The sequence below is a fragment of the Caballeronia sp. A2-2 genome (genome assembly GCF_057612605.2).
Genome location: NZ_CM173618.1, coordinates 845,824 through 861,542 on the forward strand (window position 1 = coordinate 845,824; position 15,719 = coordinate 861,542).

Below are 15,719 nucleotides of genomic sequence, written 5' to 3' on the forward strand. Positions count from 1 at the left end.
TCGGTGTTCTTCAGCAAACACTTGCTGTCCAACCCGGGGCTGTCCCAGATGGGCTCGGGCGGGTGGGTCTCTTCACTGCTCGGTAGCACGCGCTCGGAGTCGGGGCAAGTGGTGAGCACCGCAAGCGCTCTGTCGCTTACGGTTCTGCAGAACTGCGTCACGTTGCTTGCGGAGAGCATCGCGCAGTTGCCGATCGAGTTGTATGAACGTTCGGGAGAAGAGCGCAGGCCGGCGGTCGATCACCCGTTGTATTCGGTTCTGAAGTATCAACCGAATCCGTGGCAGACGCCCTTCGAGTACCAGGAGCAATCTCAGATCGCGGTCGGACTTTGCGGAAACAGCTATAGCTACATCGATCGTGATCCTCATGGCGAGATTCTCGGACTGTATCCGTTGGATCGCAGGGTTGTCCGGGTCTTAAAGAGTGATGACCTGACGCCCGTCTATGAAATCAACGGTTGTGATCGAATACCGCAACGCCTGATTCATCACGTTCGCTGGTTGTCGATGGACGACTACACCGGTGTATCGCCCATCTTGCTTCACGCAAACGCGATTGGGCACGCCCAGGCCATCCAGCAATATGCCGGCAGATCGTTCCTGAATGGTACGGTGCTCTCAGGGGTGATTGAGCGCCCGAGTACGAGCACGCCGTTGAAGGAGCAGGCGAGCGTGGACCGGGTAACGGATGGCTGGAATGTGAAGTTCGGCGGTTCAGGCAATGCGAAAAAGGTTGCGCTGTTGCAAGAGGGGATGACCTTCAAACCACTGTCGATGACGAATGTCGACGCAGCGCTCATCGACGCACTGCGCCTTTCGACACTGGACATTGCGCGGATGTACAAGATTCCAGCGCACATGGTTAACGAGCTCGAGCGCGCCACGTTCAGCAATATCGAGCACCAGGGAATCCATTTCGTCATTTATACGCTATTGCCATGGGTCAGGCGGCACGAGCAGGCGAAAATGCGCGATTTGCTGCTGCCGTCGGAGCGCAAAAAGTACTTCATCGAGTACAACCTCGCGGGTCTGCTTCGCGGGGATCTTTCGTCGCGTTACGCGGCTTACGCTGTTGGGCGGCAGTGGGGGTGGCTTTCGATCAACGACATCCGGCGTCTGGAGAACATGCCGCCAGTCGAGGGAGGGGATGTCTATTTGAGTCCGCTCAACATGGTGGATGCATCCAAACCGTTGCCACCAGAGAACGCCAGAGCCACCAAAGCACAAATCGAAGACGTCGGAAGGATGTTGGCGTGAAATCACATATTAGACTTGCAAACCTGATTTTTAATCAGCCGCAGCTCGTGAGCGACCAGATGATGTCGCTGGCTGTTCAATGGGCCAACCAAGCGCTGCACCTGAACATCGTCAACCTGACGGTGAATGGCACGCAGCCGAGGCTCATGGACGATGACGACATCGGTGGCGGTGCGCAGATGATGAGCGCGAGCGATCGCCGCCGTGCGGTGGTCGCCGATATGGGGTTGAACATCATCCCGGTGTCGGGCATCCTCGTCTCGCGATCCGCGCATATGAACCCCTGCGAGCCCATGACCAGCTACGAGAGCTTGCGTTCATGCATCAATCAGGCGGTGGCAGATCCTGCGGTCGAACACATCATTCTCGACATCGACAGCACCGGCGGCAGCGCGACGGGTGCGTTCGAGCTTGCCCACGACATTCGCGCGGCCACGAAACTGAAGCCAATCACGGCGATCGTCAATTTTTCGGCCTTCTCTGGCGGCTATCTGATTGCAGCCGCGGCATCGCACGTGATCGTGAGCCAGACCTCGGGCGTGGGTTCGATTGGTGTGATTGCGAAACACCTCGATGTCTCCAAGCGCGACGAGCAGCAGGGCATCAAGGTCACATCGGTGTTCGCCGGCGACCAAAAAAACGATCTCACGCCACATGAGCCGCTAAGTGACCAGTCGCTCGAGCGCCTGACGAGCATCGTGCAAACCAGCTACACGCAGTTCGTCGACGCGATCGCAGAATTCCGCGGGCTGACCACGCACGCGGTCAGGGACACGCAGGCGGGTGTCTTTTTCGGCAGGGGCGGCGTAGCGGCAGGGCTGGCCGACAGCGTCGAGACGCCTCAGGCCGCTGTGAACCGGATCGCAGCGGAAATTGGTGCCTCGCGTGCGCAGCGCAAGCCGAGTCGAAGCGTTGCCGCGCGTGCAGCAGCGATGAACATGCGAAACCACTACTAAAACCACCTGATTCGCACTTGAGCGCGTTCGCGTTTAAGTCCAGTACTGCCGCCTGCGGGCGGCTTTTTTTTTGGAGATCAATGTTGAACATCAATGAACTTCGCCGCGAACGCGCAAGCGTCAATAAACAAGTGCAGGCACTGGCCGCAATCGAAGCGGGCGACGTTGCGTTGTCGGCTGAACAACACGCGGAATTCGAGAACCTGAGCGCGCAGTTCAAAGAGCTCACGGCGCAGATCGAACGCGCGGAAGCAGCCGAGCGCATGGCCGCGGCCGCCGCTGTACCAGTCGATCCGACGCCCGCTGCCGTGAGCGCTGCGGGGGCGTCGAGCATCCCGGTGCAACCGAAAGTGCCAGAGGTGAAGGGTGCGAAGATGGCGCGCATGGTACGCGCCCTGGCGGCCGCGCGCGGCGATGCGCAGCTCGCCTCGAAGCTCGCGATCGAGCGTGGTTTCGGGGAGGAGGTCGCCATGTCGCTGAATACCCTCACCTCGAGCGCGGGTGGCGTGCTGGTGCCAACGAACCTGTCGAGTGAAGTAATCGAGTTGCTGCGTCCGAAGTCCGTCGTACGGAAGCTCGGTGCGCGCACGTTGCCGCTCTCGAACGGCAACATGACCATTCCGCGACTGAAAGGCGGCGCTATCGTCGGCTACATCGGCGCGGATACTGATATTCCCGCGACGCAACAGCAGTTCGACGACCTGCAGCTTCGCGCGAAGAAGCTTGCCGCACTGGTGCCGATCGCCAACGATCTGCTCAAGTATGCCGGTGTCAATCCGAATGTAGACCAGATCGTCGTGAGTGACCTCACGAGCGCGATCGGTGCGCGAGAAGACAAGGCGTTCATCCGTGACGACGGGGCAGCGAACACGCCCAAGGGCTTGCTGCACTGGGCGATCGTGGGCAACAAGCTGGCCGCAAGCGATGGCTCGACGATCCAGAAAGTCGAGACCGACCTGAACAAGGTAATTCTCGCGCTCGAAGGGGCCGACGCGAATATGGTGTCGCCGGGGTGGATCATGGCGCCGCGCGTGTTCCGCTTCCTGTCGAGCATGCGCGACGGCAACGGCAACAAGGTCTATCCGGAGCTCGACAGCGGGATGCTGAAGGGTTATCCGGTCGGCCGGACGACGCAAGTACCCGTCAACTTAGGCAAGGACACGAACGAGTCGGAGATCTACTTCGTGGATTTCGGCGACGTGTTCATCGGGGAGGAGGAGTCGCTGGAGATCGACTACAGCAAGGAGGCTACGTATAAGGACACTGACGGCAATGTCGTCAGTGCGTTTCAGCGGGACCAGACGTTAATCCGTGTGATCGCGAAGAACGACTTCGGCCCACGCCACGTCGAGTCGATCGCCATGCTGACCGGCGTGAGCTGGGGTGTGTAAATGAAACTGGTCCGAATCAAGCGTCACCACCGGCAGTACACGCCAGGCGACATCACCGGATTCGATGAGGAGCACGCTCAAAAACTCATCGATCTGGGAATCGCAGAAGAGTACGCAGTTGAGTCGAGCGATGCAAAGGGGTCTGAAAAGCGCGGTCCAGTTAAGGCCGCTGCCGCACGGAGCTAGTTCAGCATGGCCGCAGTTCTTGTGGACTACCTGGACGACGCGGAGCCGTTAAGATTCGAAGACGTCGTCGCTCAGTGTCGGATCGACGACGATGATGAGCGGGATTTTATCGAGCGCATCGTGATCCCAGGGGCGCGCCAAGCGGCGGAGAGCAAGTCGGGTGCGGCGATCCGAAAAGCCCGATATTTCGAGCGCCTGACGAGTTTCCCGCCAGGTGCTTTCCCGCTCTCGGTCGGACAAGTTTTGAGCGTTGAAAAGTTGCAAGCCCGTGGCACATCGGGCGAGACGACGCTGGATGCGAGCACCTATGAGCTCGTCCAGCTCGGTCGCGAGACGCTGCTCGCGCCGATGAACGGGACTGGGTGGCCCGATTCGGGCGCTGTCACCATCACGTATCAAGCCGGGATCGACCTGACGCGTTATCCATCAGTGCGGTTGTGGATGCTGCTGGCCGCTGCATGGGCGTACGACCATCGCGAACTGTTTGCGAGAGGCCAGGGCGTCACGGCGATGCCGGATGGTTACGCAGACGTGCTGCTCGCACCCATCTGCGTGCCGACGAGGTTCTGATGGAGGCAGGTCGCCTAAATAGTCGAGTGATCATTGAACGTCGTGTGGTCGAGTCAGAGGGCGAGTCTGTCAGATGGGAACTTGTCAAAAGCACGAAGGCGTACGTGCGAATGCGCAGCGGCAAAGAGGTCATCGCAGCGGATGCACTCGTGAGCGGAGTGAAAGCGAGCGTGCGTATTCGGTACAGCAGAGCACTGCGCAAAAGTCTGTGCGAGGGCATGCGCGTCACGGTTGACGAAATGGTCATGCGTATCGAGGCCGTGCAGCCGGATCTCGCGCGTCGCGAGCATATTGATCTCGTATGTGTGGTCGATGAGCGCTGAAGATCTTGTTCATGAAGCCTTGAAGGATCTAAAGGGCGTTCGTGTGTTCGCCGATGTTGCCGATCAAGGCGTGCGCCCGCCGTGGATCGTGTATCAGGTGGTGGGGGGCGAGATTGCTGTGGATCTGGGTGGCACCCCGTTCGACAAGTGTTGCATGCGCGTGCAGGTCGCGGTGTGGCATGAAACAGCTAAGGGTCGGTCCTCGCTCATGCAAGAGGTGCTGAACGCGCTGATCAACACAAAGGTGGGTGCGATTCCCCTCGCTGCGCCCACGAACGTGTTCGAGCATGAGACGCGTCTGCACGGCAGTCGTATCCATGTCAATGTGTGGAGCAAGTTTTAGCTGAACGTGATGCTCAATCGACCGCCTCCGAGGCGGTTTTTTTATGCTTGTTAAGGAGAGTAGGGAGATGACAGAAGCGCAAAGATTGCTGGATGACGGAAGCAGTAAGAAGCGCTCGACGGATGTTCCGTCGCAGGGCACAACGCTCTATTACAAGGTGATTAGCAAGATGACGGCCGCGTCTGGGCGCTCGGCCGACGGCGCGCAGTCAGAGGCGTGGGAGAAGGTCGAGAATCTAACCGACATTACAGGATTCAATGGCTCGGCGAGCATGACCGAGGTCACGCGTCTTGATAGTGATGGCAAGGAGAAACGTCCGGGCTTGCAGGACTGGGGGCAGGTGACGATCTCGTTGCTGATCAACTTCAAAGAGACATCGCATAAGGCGTTGCTTAAAGCGAAGCAGACGGGCGCGCCGCTCGACTTCAAGCTGGCGCTGTCCGACAAGACCACGATCGAGTTCACCGCGTATGTCAAAGACTTTCCGATCTCGGCAAAGATCGACGCACGGATCTCGGGTGCGATCAGTCTCGAAATCACCGGCGACATCATCGTGACGCCGGGGCCGTAAACATCAAATCAAGGAGCGCGGCACAGCCGCAAGGAGAGTCTATGAACAAGGAACAAATCCTGGCGGCGTTTGCGCCGCAGGTCGTCGAAGAATCGGTCAAGGCCCTAAACGGCGCGACGGTGCGATTCCGGGAACTATCGGGTGCGGCGCGCGATGCGTTGTACGACAGTGCCAGGAACGGCGGTGGCAATAGCGGTTTTGAAGCGGCGTTGATTGCTGCAACGCTCGTGGACGAGAACGATGCACTGCTTCTTGGTGAAGATCATGTGGGCGTCCTGTGCTCGGGTCGAGCAGCGTTGCTGGAAGAACTCGCGCAGATCGCGGTGCGCCTGAATGCGCTCGGTCAGCGCGCGCAGGGGGAAGCCTCAAAAAACTGAAGGCCAGCCCGCAGAAGCTGATGTGGATGCGTATCGCCTCGAAACTGGGGATGTCGGTGCGGCGCGCCAAGCTCGAAGTGTCCAGTGCCGAGTATGCAGATTGGGTGGCGCTATTCGAGCATGAGCCCTGGGGCGAGCACATTGAGGATCTGCGGGTGGGCACCCTGATGAGCCTTTTGTACAACATTAACAGGGGCAAAGACGCGCCGGTGCTGCGTGCAGCGGATTTCACGCCGTGGGCGGGGTGGTGCCGCGAGTCGCTTCAGGCGCAGGAACATGGTGGCGAGTGCGAGCGAGATGCGGACGAGATCGCCGCCTGCGCGTTTGGCATTGATTTGGAGGCGATCAAGCGCTCGGGCGGCAAGCGGGTCGTGGTACGCAAAGGCGAGGTGATCAGGGGATGAGTAAAAGCTATCGTGTCGAAAATCTTGGCGCGTTGACGGGGATGCTAGACAAGCTCGATGCGGTGGTGAGCGAAAGCACGCTTCGCCAGGCGGCGGTCGCCGGCGCGCGCGTGATTCATGACGAGGTCAAGCGTCGCGCGCCGATCGGGACTTTCACAGGCAAGCGCCGCGGTCAGCCGCATGCACCTGGTTTCTTGCGGGATCACATGCTGATCGCGTACGACCAGCTAGAGTCGGTGCCGGGCAAGTACGCGTCCTACCTCATCACCTGGAGCAGGGATGCGTTCTACGGGCGCTTCGTCGAGCTGGGCAAGCGAGACGCGGTGAGGCTGACCGAGCGAACGCTTGCGCGCGCGATTCGGGAGATTGAATTCGGTAGCTCGCGCACGCCGGCGCAGCCATTCATTCGGCCTGCGTTCGACGCGACCAAGGCGACGGCCGTACGCAAGATGGCAGAGGTGGTCGAAAAGAAGCTGAAGGAGGCAGGCGTTGGCTAACGAACTCGTCACGCGGGTCAGTGTCGACGCGAGCGGTTTCGAAGCCGGAATGGAGAGGGTGAGCCGAGCCGCGAAGGGCTTCGTCGCCGGTCAAGAGGCGAGCGCGCGCAAGTACGAGGCGTGTCAGCAGCAGATGGCGGCGAGCAGCACGCTGACTGCGCGTGCGCTCGAGGAAGCGGTGAGAGCGGGGAGTGCTGCGACGGCACGGCAGGTGAGCACGGCGGTCAAGGGCTACGAAAAGATTGCGGAGGCCGCGGGTAAGACGCGCTTTGAACAAATGCGTTCGAAGGCGGCGAACCTTGGTATCGCCGAGTCGGTGGAGCCGTTGATCGCGAAGGCCGAGGCAGCTTCGCGCGCCATGCATCACCTCGGAGCGGGGTCGGTAGCCGCGCGCCGAGAGTTATTTGTGCTCGGTCATGAGGCCATGCAGGGCAGTTGGAAGAACTTCATGGGCTCGTTGATGGTGATGGCTGAGCGCATCGACGTGCTGCCAATGTTGTGCGGCCCGGCGGGCGTCGCGCTCGGGGCCTTGGGGGCGAGCGCGTACGCGACCTATCATGCGATTCACGCGCTTACCGAGCAGCAAGAGGCGCTCGATCGGGCGATGTTGCTCACGGGCAACTATGCCGCGCTCACGCAGGGCAAGCTGCAGGCGTATTCCGACATCATCTCGCGCCGTGTGGGCGTGTCGGTGAACGAAGCGCGCGATGCGCTGATGGCGCTTGCCAATTCGGGGCATGTCGCAGGTGCCGATATGCAACAAGCCGCTGAGAGCGTGGCGGCGTACGCGAAGGTCTCGAAGCAGTCGGTGGATGAGGTGGTACGCCAGTTCCTGCAGTCATACGGTCATGCAACGGACGCGGCACGCAAATGGGCTGAGCAACATCATGATCTGAGCCGCGAACAGATCAACCATGTACGCATTCTCGAGTTGTCGGGCGACAAGGCCGGCGCGTGGGCAGCTTTTGTGGAGGCGGCAAGCAAGAAGGCGCGTGAGGCGGTCCAATCCGATAATCGCGACATGGCCGAGAGCTACGAGACGCTCGGTCAGAAGTGGGAGCGTTTCTGGCGGGGCATCACGGGCAAAGGCGACGCTCTGCAGAAGGCGCAAGACGAACTGAAAGCCGCGCAGGCCGCACTGCTCGACCCTGACCTTAATCCGGGCGGAACGAACACATCGGAAATTGAAAAGCGCATTGCCGAGGCGCAGCGTCTCGTGCAATCGACGCTCAAGTCGACCGAGAAAGACGATCCGCATCAGAAGAGCGTCGAGACGTACACGGCGATGATGGGGCATCACGCCGAGTTTATGAAGCAGGCGCGCACGCCCAAGGAGCAACTTGGCGACGCCAACAAGGAAACGAACGAATACTTTGATGCGGTGAAGCGAGCCGGTGAGGCCGCCGGCAAGACTCGCGAGGAACTCAATGCGTTGGATAAAGACCGTCAGAAGATGCTCGCCCATAACGCAGAACGCTACAAGCCGCACGAGAGAAAGACGCGCGAGCCGCGAGCAGATGCGGGGGCGCGGTATGTTGAGCATGTGCGCGAGCAGGGGGCGGCGCTCGAGGCGCAGTGGCACACGAACGAGAAACTCGTGGCTGCGCAGAAGGAACTGGCACAGTTCAACGAGAAGATTGCAGCGGCCAAGCGGCATATCGCGAGCGCGGAGGAGAGGAGCCTGTTGCGCGATGAGAAGGCCATCCGCCTTGGGCTTGAGCGCAATGCTGGGCTGGAGACGGAAATCAAGCTGCGCGAGGCGCGCGATAAGTTTGAGCAGCGGGTGCGGCACATACAGCAGAGCATGCGCGAATTCAGGCAGGCACAGGAGCAACGCAACACGCGCCAGCTGGAAGATCGCGATCCTGACCCGTTGCGCCGAGGTGCGCGGGGCGAGCAGAGCGAGGCGCTCACACGGTATCAGAAGGCCCTTGAGGATCTGAAGAAAGGCATGCCCGAAGCGCTTCTCAATGGTAGCGAATACCTTGCCAAAGTAACCGGGATCGAGCAGGAGTACAGCAAGACGATTGAGCAGATCAAGAAGCATTATGAGGATCTCAAGCGCGTGCAGGGCGACTGGGTGGGTGGCGCGAAGCGGGGTATGACTGATTTCTTCATCGACACGCAGGACAAGGCTGATGTAGCGCGCCGTGCGGTGGTAGCGCAGATGAGCCGCATGGAGGACGCGGTGGCGAAGTTCGTGACAACAGGCAAGTTCGGCATGAAGGAGTTCGTCGCCAGTGCGCTCGCCGATCTGTCGAAGCTCGCGTTGCATCAGGCGATGGGGGCAATGATCGAGAGCCTGATGCAGAAGTCGTCCGCCACGGGTTTGATCGCTCAATTTCTGAGGCACTTGCCCCATCATGCGAGCGGTGGAGCGATCGCAGGGCCGGGCACCGGCACGAGCGACAGCATTCCGGCCATGTTGTCCAACGGCGAGTATGTCGTAAACGCGAACGCGGCACGCCAGCATCATGCATTGCTCGATGCGATCAATTCGAATCACGTTGCTCATTTTGCGTCGGGCGGTCCCGTGGGTGCTTCGGCGCCTGCGGCGTTGCGTTCGGAGGGTGCGCATGTGCATTTGGAGATTCACTCGCACGCAGGCGCAGGACTGAGCGAGCGTGATTTGCGCGAGTTGCAGGCGATGGTGAGCGCCTTCGTCGATCAGAAGATCGCCCGCAAGATGGGCGGCCAGGGCGGCCTTGCTAGCCTGATCTCTCAGGGGCATTTCGGGTGAAGCCGGCATCATCACGACGCATCTTCACGCATTCGCCCGCGATCGGCGTGGAGGGCACGACACACTACCGGGTTCGCACCGTGCAGTTCGGCGACGGCTATAGCCAGGCGGTGCCGGACGGCATTCACAATATCGCTGACTCGTGGCCGCTGCGGTTTGTCGGTAATGGGTCGGAGATCCAGGCGATTCGGACCTTTCTGGATGCCACGCGTGGCAGTGAACCGTTCTTCTGGACGCCGCCGTTGCGCACGCAAGGTTTGTTTCGCATGGACGCGCAGCAAGGCGTGCAAACGTGCGCACTTGGTCTCGATCTGTATTCGTTGAGTGTCACATTCAAGGAAGTATTCGAACCATGAACACGTTGCGAGCGGATGTCCAACGCCTGGAGCCGGGCGCGCTCATCGAGCTGTATGAGCTTGATCTCACGCGCTGGAGCAATGAGGTACTGCGGTTTCACGCGCATGAGCACGGTGGCATCATAAGGTGGAACGGGCACGAATACGGCGCGTGGCCGATGCAGGTTTCGGGATTCGGGCGCACGGGCGATGCCGCTCAGCCAACACCGACGCTGAGCGTGGCGAACCTCGACGGTTTCGTGTCGAAGCTGTGCATGAAGTGTGCGGATCTGGTTGGCGCGCCGGTGCGTCGGCGCCGAACGCTGGCGCAATATCTTGATGGCAGCGCGAGCGCGGATCCGAGCGCCGAGATGCCCGTCGAGTTGTGGCTGATTGAGCAGAAGACGCTCGAGACTCCGACATTGGTGGAGTTCTCGCTGAGTTCCGTGCTGGATCTGTCGGGCCGGAAGCTGCCGGCGCGCCAGATCATCGGTTCGGTGTGCCAATGGCAATACCGCGGACCGGAATGCGGTTATAAGGGGCCGCCGTACTTCACGCGTAACAACTCTCCGACGACCACCGAGAGAGAAGATGCTTGCGGCAAGCGACTGGCATGTTGCAGGTGTCGCCACGGGGCCGGGATCGAACTGCCGTTCGGCGGCTTCCCGGCAGCGGGTGTCGCAGGCGCTTTGGTGAGAGTGCAGTAAATGGTGGTTGCCGATCACGTGCGCGCGGCAATCGATACGCACGCGCTGCGGTGTTACCCGAACGAATCGTGCGGGTTAATTGTGAACGGCGAGTACGTTGCATGCACGAATATCGCCGCCCATCCAACGCAAGAATTTGCGATCTCCGGCTTCGATTATGCGCGTGTCGAGGACACGGGCACGATCCAGGCAATTGTTCATTCGCATACCGATTGCGACGCCTGGCCGAGCGTGGGAGATCTTGCCGCCGGGGAAAAGTCCGGAGTACCGACGTGGATTATCGTCAGCGTTCGAAGGGAAGGGGATGGTAGGCCCTTCGTGAATCGATGGCACCGCTTTAGCCCGCGTGAAGAGGAGGTCCCGCTTATCGGCGCGCCTTTCGTGCATGGCGCGATCGATTGCTATGGGCTCGTGCGTCGCTATTACGGCACAGCACTCAGTGTCGATCTGCCCGACTTTGCTCGATCGGGAAAGTGGTGGAACGATGGCCAGTCCTCGCTATATCTCGAAAATTATGAAGCAGCCGGCTTTGTGAGCGTCGGGCGCGACGCCATCTTGCACGTGGGCGATGTGCTGCTTATGTCGATTGCCAGCCGCCACGGCGTGCCCAATCACGCAGCGGTCTATCTCGGCGAAGACGAGATCGTGCATCACCTCTGGAATGAATTGTCGCGGCGCGAGCCGCTGCCGCGTTATCGGACGCACGTCACGCATGTGCTGCGCCACATCAAGGCACTCGAATGGAACAGGTAGCGCAGGAACAGACAGTTCGGCCAATCAGGCTATATGGAGGTTTGGGCGCGAAGTTTGGCCGCGAGCATCATTATGTGGTGCAATCGCCGCGCGACGTGCTGCGTGCGCTGGGCGCGATGATTCCTGGCTTCTGGCAGGAGCTTTATCGAAGCGGTGAGCGAGGGGTGCGCTACGCGGTGTTTGTCGGGCAACGTAACGTGAGCGAGGCCCAGCTCGATTGGCCGGCGGGCTGCGAGCCGATTCGGATCGCGCCGATCATGGCGGGCAGCAAGGCGGGTGGGCTGTTTCAGACGATTGCGGGCGTGGCGCTCGCGGCCGCCGGTGCTGCGTCGCTGTTCTTTGACAATCCGTACGGCATCAACATGATGCTCGCAGGCGGTTCGTTGGCCTTGGGCGGCATTGCGCAGATGCTCTCGCCGCAAACGCCAACGCCGCCGGCAAAAAACCAGCACGGCATGCCTGGCATCCAGAACGTGGTTGCGCAGGGCGGGCCTGTGCCGCTGCTATACGGGCGCATGCGTGTCGGCTCCACCGTCATCAGCACCAGTGTGCAAGCTGTGGATGCGCCGGCGAGGGACGTTCTGCAAGCGTGCACGGCGCCACCGCAGATGCCTGATGAGATCGAAGAGCAAAAGAACACGCCCCTTAACAGTAGGCTCACCTGTACGGTGGTCGATCTGATCGCCGAGGGCGAGATCGGGGGGCTGGCCAACAATATTGGTCCGATTCCTCCCGACTGGTTTCCGCTTTACTCGGTCTATCTGGATGATGTGAGGGTCCTGAACGACGGCGGTAGTCGTAACTTCCAGATCGATAAGCTCGACTTTCGCAGCGGCGCAGTTGAGCAAAAAGCAGTGGATTGGGTCACGGCTGCGGCAAACGAAATACCGGTGGGCGTTGAGCTGCGCAGACATCTGGCGGATATCGATGCGAATGGCAAGACAAGAAAGGTCACTCAGTTCACGCCGTGGGTACTTGAAGTAGCGGAGCCAGACGTCGATGAAGTGGATGTCACCCTGCAGGTAAGTGATCTGTGGTGGGACTCGAACAAAGGGCATACCAACGCAAGCGTCAAATTCAGATTCTCGCCAAGTTATGTTCCCGCTCAAAAGGACAGGCCCGCTCCGGTGCCGGAGGAGCGGGAAATCACGGGTACCTGCCAGGCCTACTACAAGACCTTTACATTTCCCGTCAGCATCACGGGTGGCGCACGGTTCAGATTGACGCTCACGCGCACCGATGAGATTGACCAGGGAAAGCATGCGGGCAAGGAGCACGGCACGGTGCATGTCGTCAGTTACACCAAGCGCCGCACCGGCAAGTTCAAATATCCGGCAAGCGCACTGGCGGCCTTGCAGATTAGTTCCGACAAGTTTGAGCGCATCCCGGTTCGCTCGTATGAGGTGAAAGGGCTGCTGGTCGATGTGCCGCGCAATTATGACCCGCAGACGCGAAAGTATGACGGCACGTGGGACGGTACGTTCAAGCGCGCGTGGACGGATAACCCGGTCTGGATCTTTAGAGACGTGTTGCTCAATCGCCGCTATGGCGCGGGTGCCTGGGTGCGCCCGGAGATGGTCGATCCCTATTCCTTGTATGCGATCGGCAGGTATTGTGACGAGCCGGTGCCGGACTGCGCCGGTGGCACGGAGCCGCGATTCACCTGCAACTGCTATATCACCTCGCGCACGCACGCGTTTGCGCTGCTTCAGCAACTCGCCAGCGTGTTTCGAGGGATCGCGTACTGGAGCGCAGAGCACGTGTGGGGATCGGCCGACATGCCGAGTGATCCGGTGTACGTCTATAACCCGGCCAACGTTGTAAACGGGATCTTCAAGTACACGGGCAGTTCGCTGAAGTCACGGTACACCGCGGCGATGGTGACGTGGTGCGATCCGCTCGACGGGTTTAAGCGCGCCGTTGAAAGCGTCGAAGATGTTGATGGCATTGCGCTATACGGCTACAACGCGGCGGAAATTACGGCCTTTGGATGCACGAGCCGGGGGCAGGCGCAGCGCGCGGGGCATTGGTTGCTGCAGACCTCGCGCCTGGAGACCGAGACTGTCACATTCAGTGTGGGGCTGGATGGGACGCTCGCGCTTCCTGGGCAGATCATCGAGATTGCGGATCCGTTGCGCTCGGATGCGCGCTCAGACTTCTGCTCGGGTGGGCGGATCAGCGAGGCACTCGACGGCCAGCTCGTGCTGGACCGGGAAGTGGAGGCGCAGCACGGGGACACCCTCACGGTGGTGCTGCCCGACGCTCGAGCGCGACGTGTCGAAATCGCGGGCGTACGCGGAGCAACGGTTGATGTTGCTTCGCCGCTTGAACAGCTTCCGGTGGCAGGCGCAGCATGGACCGTGCAGTCGGGCAGCGCCCCGCAGCAGCGCTACCGAGTGGTCAGCGTGTCGGAGGCGCACGACGGCACGAGCTTCAGTATCACCGCGACGCGGCACGCGCCGGAGAAGTTCGCGGCGGTAGACAATGCGGCGATCACTGACGAGATCCACCGCCCCTACGTGCCGATTGCGGCGCCATCCAACCTGAGGATCGAAGTCAAGCCGGACTTCGCGGCGAAGATGGCAGCGAAGGTTTCGTGGGGCGCAGTCGAGAGCGCGCGGCGTTACCACGTCGAGTGGTGGGTCTTGGGCAAGAAAATAAAGGAGGAGAGCCTATCGAATACGAATCGCGAACTGATCATTCACGATATCGCGCCTGGCGTCTATACGGCGAAGGTGCAAGGCGAGGCGTGGGATGGGCGCTTGTCGCAAATGGCTGAGGCGAACAGCGTGCTGCGTGGTCTGGTCTACCTCGACGGCTTGAGGGCCAGGCGGGAGCGTCGTACCGTGACGATCGATCTCGACCTCAAGTATGTCGTGCCCGAACTCGATCTCTTTGTTGAGCTACGGCTGGGCGAAACCGGAAAATTCGACGAGGCAAAAGATTACTTCGTTGGGGAAAGCCACCAGGCACAGCTTCAGTTCCGCCGTCAGTCAGCTGGCTACGTGTGGGCGCGGGTGCGTTACGCAAGCGCTGCCGACGCGAACGATCGCCGCAAGTTCAGCGCGAGCGCGTGGTTTCCGGGAGAAGCGCAAGCCGGCATTCATTTCGGCGGAGGTGATGGGTAATGGAGGCAAACGAGGCGTTCTGGACCACTCGATGGAGCAAAGGCTACGAATATAAGCATCGCCGTACCGAGAGCGTGATGCTTGAGCAGGACACGGACGAATTTCGAGACTCGCTTGTGAAGGCGGTAGCGAACGCGAAGGATTTGAGCCATATCGAACTGGGCCGAGACAAATTGAATACTGGCGCGCCGCTGTCGAGCGCGCAGTTACCCGCAGCACGTCTGGCCGATGCCTATCTCGAGGGCGCAAGCCTCACCCGCGCCAATCTGCAACGCGCCGATCTGCGCGGGGCGTGCCTGGACAATGCCGATCTCGTGCAAGCGCAACTCGACGGCGCGCGTCTGGCAGGCGCGAGCTTGGCGAAAGCAAAGCTGGCCGGCGCGGTCTTGAGGGGCGTGGATCTAGGCGGAGCGAATCTGTATGGAGCGGACTTGAGCGGAGCCGATTTGAGAGACTGCAGGCTTCATGAGGCGATTGTGGATGAAGCGAATTTCGACGGAGCGATCCGTAGCGACACTGCATGGAAGCGTGGCTGTGTCGTCAAAAATCGACGCACAGGCGCGGAGCTATTCACCACGCAGAGCGATGACCTGATGGCCGAGCTGCGCCAAGCGCTTGCGCAGCACAAGAATCTAAGTCACGCTGATTTGAGCGACGCGCAGCGAGGTCGAGCGCCGCTTGTCAACGCGCCGTTTGCTGGCGTTTGCCTTCGCGACGCGGATCTTACAGGCGCGAACCTGACGTGCGCCGACTTAAGCGGCGCGGACCTACGCGGTGCGATTCTGACGCGCGCCGTGCTGAATGGCGCCAATCTGAATGGCGCTTGTCTGCGCAGTGCGGATCTAACGGGTGCCGAGCTGCTCGGTGCAGATCTGGGCGGCGCAGATTTGGATGGAGCCTGCCTAGAAAACGCGAAGCTTCGCGGCGCAGACCTCGCGGGGACAAATTTGCGCGAAGCCAAGGTGACGGACATGCAGCGGTAGCGGTGCGTTGTTCAAGCGAAAGTAAGGAGCGGCGAGTTCGAAAACGGAGCGAGCGATCGCGTAATGCAGAAAATGATAACCGTTTGAGCGTAGTGAGTACGCGCATGCGCTTGCGCCAGAGATGCCGGATTTTCAAAATCGGCTTGACCTCACCGGGTTCGAACACGCCACCCGGCATCCATTGCCGATTAACGTGCG

General features: G+C 60.6%; 17 protein-coding genes. All 17 read left to right on the plus strand.

The features are described 5' to 3' along the window. Positions 1–3: 3 nt before the first annotated feature. The 17 genes from ACZCWR_RS27485 (at position 4) to ACZCWR_RS27565 (ending at position 15,521) form a co-directional block, all read left to right on the plus strand. Complete coding sequence (locus ACZCWR_RS27485; protein WP_487304835.1) at positions 4–1,257, plus strand: phage portal protein; 1,254 nt, start codon at positions 4–6, stop codon at positions 1,255–1,257. Beyond that, positions 1,254–2,213 (plus strand): S49 family peptidase, encoded by a 960-nt coding sequence (locus ACZCWR_RS27490; RefSeq protein ID WP_487303061.1) that lies wholly within the window; start codon positions 1,254–1,256, stop codon positions 2,211–2,213. The genes ACZCWR_RS27485 and ACZCWR_RS27490 overlap by 4 nt, the downstream gene beginning before the upstream one ends. A gap of 83 nt (positions 2,214–2,296) precedes the next feature. Continuing rightward, complete coding sequence (locus ACZCWR_RS27495) at positions 2,297–3,604, plus strand: phage major capsid protein (RefSeq protein ID WP_487306169.1); 1,308 nt, start codon at positions 2,297–2,299, stop codon at positions 3,602–3,604. Next, positions 3,605–3,790 (plus strand): hypothetical protein, encoded by a 186-nt coding sequence (locus ACZCWR_RS27500; protein WP_487304836.1) that lies wholly within the window; start codon positions 3,605–3,607, stop codon positions 3,788–3,790. Positions 3,791–3,796: 6 nt separating this feature from the next. Further along, on the plus strand, positions 3,797–4,360 hold the full coding sequence (locus ACZCWR_RS27505) for a hypothetical protein (protein WP_487304837.1): 564 nt from the start codon (positions 3,797–3,799) through the stop codon (positions 4,358–4,360). After that, positions 4,360–4,683 carry a phage head closure protein gene (locus ACZCWR_RS27510; RefSeq protein WP_487304838.1) on the plus strand — a complete coding sequence of 108 codons (324 nt, stop codon included), beginning with the start codon at positions 4,360–4,362 and terminating at the stop codon, positions 4,681–4,683. Before ACZCWR_RS27505 ends, ACZCWR_RS27510 begins: the two co-directional genes overlap by 1 nt. Beyond that, complete coding sequence (gene gp17 / locus ACZCWR_RS27515) at positions 4,673–5,026, plus strand: tail completion protein gp17 (RefSeq protein ID WP_487304839.1); 354 nt, start codon at positions 4,673–4,675, stop codon at positions 5,024–5,026. Before ACZCWR_RS27510 ends, gp17 begins: the two co-directional genes overlap by 11 nt. Before the next feature lie 67 nt (positions 5,027–5,093). Beyond that, positions 5,094–5,597 (plus strand): phage tail tube protein, encoded by a 504-nt coding sequence (locus ACZCWR_RS27520; RefSeq protein WP_487304840.1) that lies wholly within the window; start codon positions 5,094–5,096, stop codon positions 5,595–5,597. Between the two features lie 41 nt (positions 5,598–5,638). Next, entirely contained in the window at positions 5,639–5,974 is a 336-nt protein-coding gene (locus tag ACZCWR_RS27525; protein WP_487304841.1) for a hypothetical protein, read from the plus strand. A 20-nt stretch (positions 5,975–5,994) separates the two neighbouring features. Next, entirely contained in the window at positions 5,995–6,378 is a 384-nt protein-coding gene (locus ACZCWR_RS27530; protein WP_487304842.1) for a phage tail assembly protein T, read from the plus strand. Further along, the gene (locus ACZCWR_RS27535; RefSeq protein WP_487304843.1) at positions 6,375–6,875 is read left to right on the plus strand and encodes an HK97-gp10 family putative phage morphogenesis protein; all 501 of its coding nucleotides are present in this window, start codon (positions 6,375–6,377) and stop codon (positions 6,873–6,875) included. The genes ACZCWR_RS27530 and ACZCWR_RS27535 overlap by 4 nt, the downstream gene beginning before the upstream one ends. Further along, complete coding sequence (locus ACZCWR_RS27540) at positions 6,868–9,615, plus strand: phage tail length tape measure family protein (protein ID WP_487304844.1); 2,748 nt, start codon at positions 6,868–6,870, stop codon at positions 9,613–9,615. The genes ACZCWR_RS27535 and ACZCWR_RS27540 overlap by 8 nt, the downstream gene beginning before the upstream one ends. Beyond that, on the plus strand, positions 9,612–9,971 hold the full coding sequence (locus ACZCWR_RS27545; protein WP_487304845.1) for a phage tail protein: 360 nt from the start codon (positions 9,612–9,614) through the stop codon (positions 9,969–9,971). The genes ACZCWR_RS27540 and ACZCWR_RS27545 overlap by 4 nt, the downstream gene beginning before the upstream one ends. Beyond that, positions 9,968–10,657 (plus strand): phage minor tail protein L, encoded by a 690-nt coding sequence (locus tag ACZCWR_RS27550; protein WP_487304846.1) that lies wholly within the window; start codon positions 9,968–9,970, stop codon positions 10,655–10,657. The genes ACZCWR_RS27545 and ACZCWR_RS27550 overlap by 4 nt, the downstream gene beginning before the upstream one ends. Next, positions 10,658–11,410, plus strand: a complete 753-nt coding sequence (locus ACZCWR_RS27555) for a C40 family peptidase (protein WP_487304847.1) — start codon at positions 10,658–10,660, stop codon at positions 11,408–11,410. Beyond that, positions 11,398–14,538 carry a phage tail protein gene (locus ACZCWR_RS27560; protein ID WP_487304848.1) on the plus strand — a complete coding sequence of 1,047 codons (3,141 nt, stop codon included), beginning with the start codon at positions 11,398–11,400 and terminating at the stop codon, positions 14,536–14,538. The genes ACZCWR_RS27555 and ACZCWR_RS27560 overlap by 13 nt, the downstream gene beginning before the upstream one ends. Next, positions 14,538–15,521, plus strand: a complete 984-nt coding sequence (locus ACZCWR_RS27565) for a pentapeptide repeat-containing protein (protein WP_487304849.1) — start codon at positions 14,538–14,540, stop codon at positions 15,519–15,521. Before ACZCWR_RS27560 ends, ACZCWR_RS27565 begins: the two co-directional genes overlap by 1 nt. Positions 15,522–15,719 lie beyond the last annotated feature (198 nt).

Excerpts from the sequence above, each read along its gene's own strand:
- ACZCWR_RS27500 (WP_487304836.1), top strand. The coding sequence starts at position 3,605 with ATGAAACTGGTCCGAATCAAGCGTCACCACCGGCAGTACACGCCAGGC.
- ACZCWR_RS27505 (WP_487304837.1), top strand. The coding sequence starts at position 3,797 with ATGGCCGCAGTTCTTGTGGACTACCTGGACGACGCGGAGCCGTTAAGA.
- ACZCWR_RS27510 (WP_487304838.1), top strand. The coding sequence starts at position 4,360 with ATGGAGGCAGGTCGCCTAAATAGTCGAGTGATCATTGAACGTCGTGTG.
- gp17 (WP_487304839.1), top strand. The coding sequence starts at position 4,673 with ATGAGCGCTGAAGATCTTGTTCATGAAGCCTTGAAGGATCTAAAGGGC.
- ACZCWR_RS27520 (WP_487304840.1), top strand. The coding sequence starts at position 5,094 with ATGACAGAAGCGCAAAGATTGCTGGATGACGGAAGCAGTAAGAAGCGC.
- ACZCWR_RS27525 (WP_487304841.1), top strand. The coding sequence starts at position 5,639 with ATGAACAAGGAACAAATCCTGGCGGCGTTTGCGCCGCAGGTCGTCGAA.
- ACZCWR_RS27530 (WP_487304842.1), top strand. The coding sequence starts at position 5,995 with ATGTGGATGCGTATCGCCTCGAAACTGGGGATGTCGGTGCGGCGCGCC.
- ACZCWR_RS27535 (WP_487304843.1), top strand. The coding sequence starts at position 6,375 with ATGAGTAAAAGCTATCGTGTCGAAAATCTTGGCGCGTTGACGGGGATG.
- ACZCWR_RS27550 (WP_487304846.1), top strand. The coding sequence starts at position 9,968 with ATGAACACGTTGCGAGCGGATGTCCAACGCCTGGAGCCGGGCGCGCTC.
- ACZCWR_RS27555 (WP_487304847.1), top strand. The coding sequence starts at position 10,658 with ATGGTGGTTGCCGATCACGTGCGCGCGGCAATCGATACGCACGCGCTG.
- ACZCWR_RS27560 (WP_487304848.1), top strand. The coding sequence starts at position 11,398 with ATGGAACAGGTAGCGCAGGAACAGACAGTTCGGCCAATCAGGCTATAT.
- ACZCWR_RS27565 (WP_487304849.1), top strand. The coding sequence starts at position 14,538 with ATGGAGGCAAACGAGGCGTTCTGGACCACTCGATGGAGCAAAGGCTAC.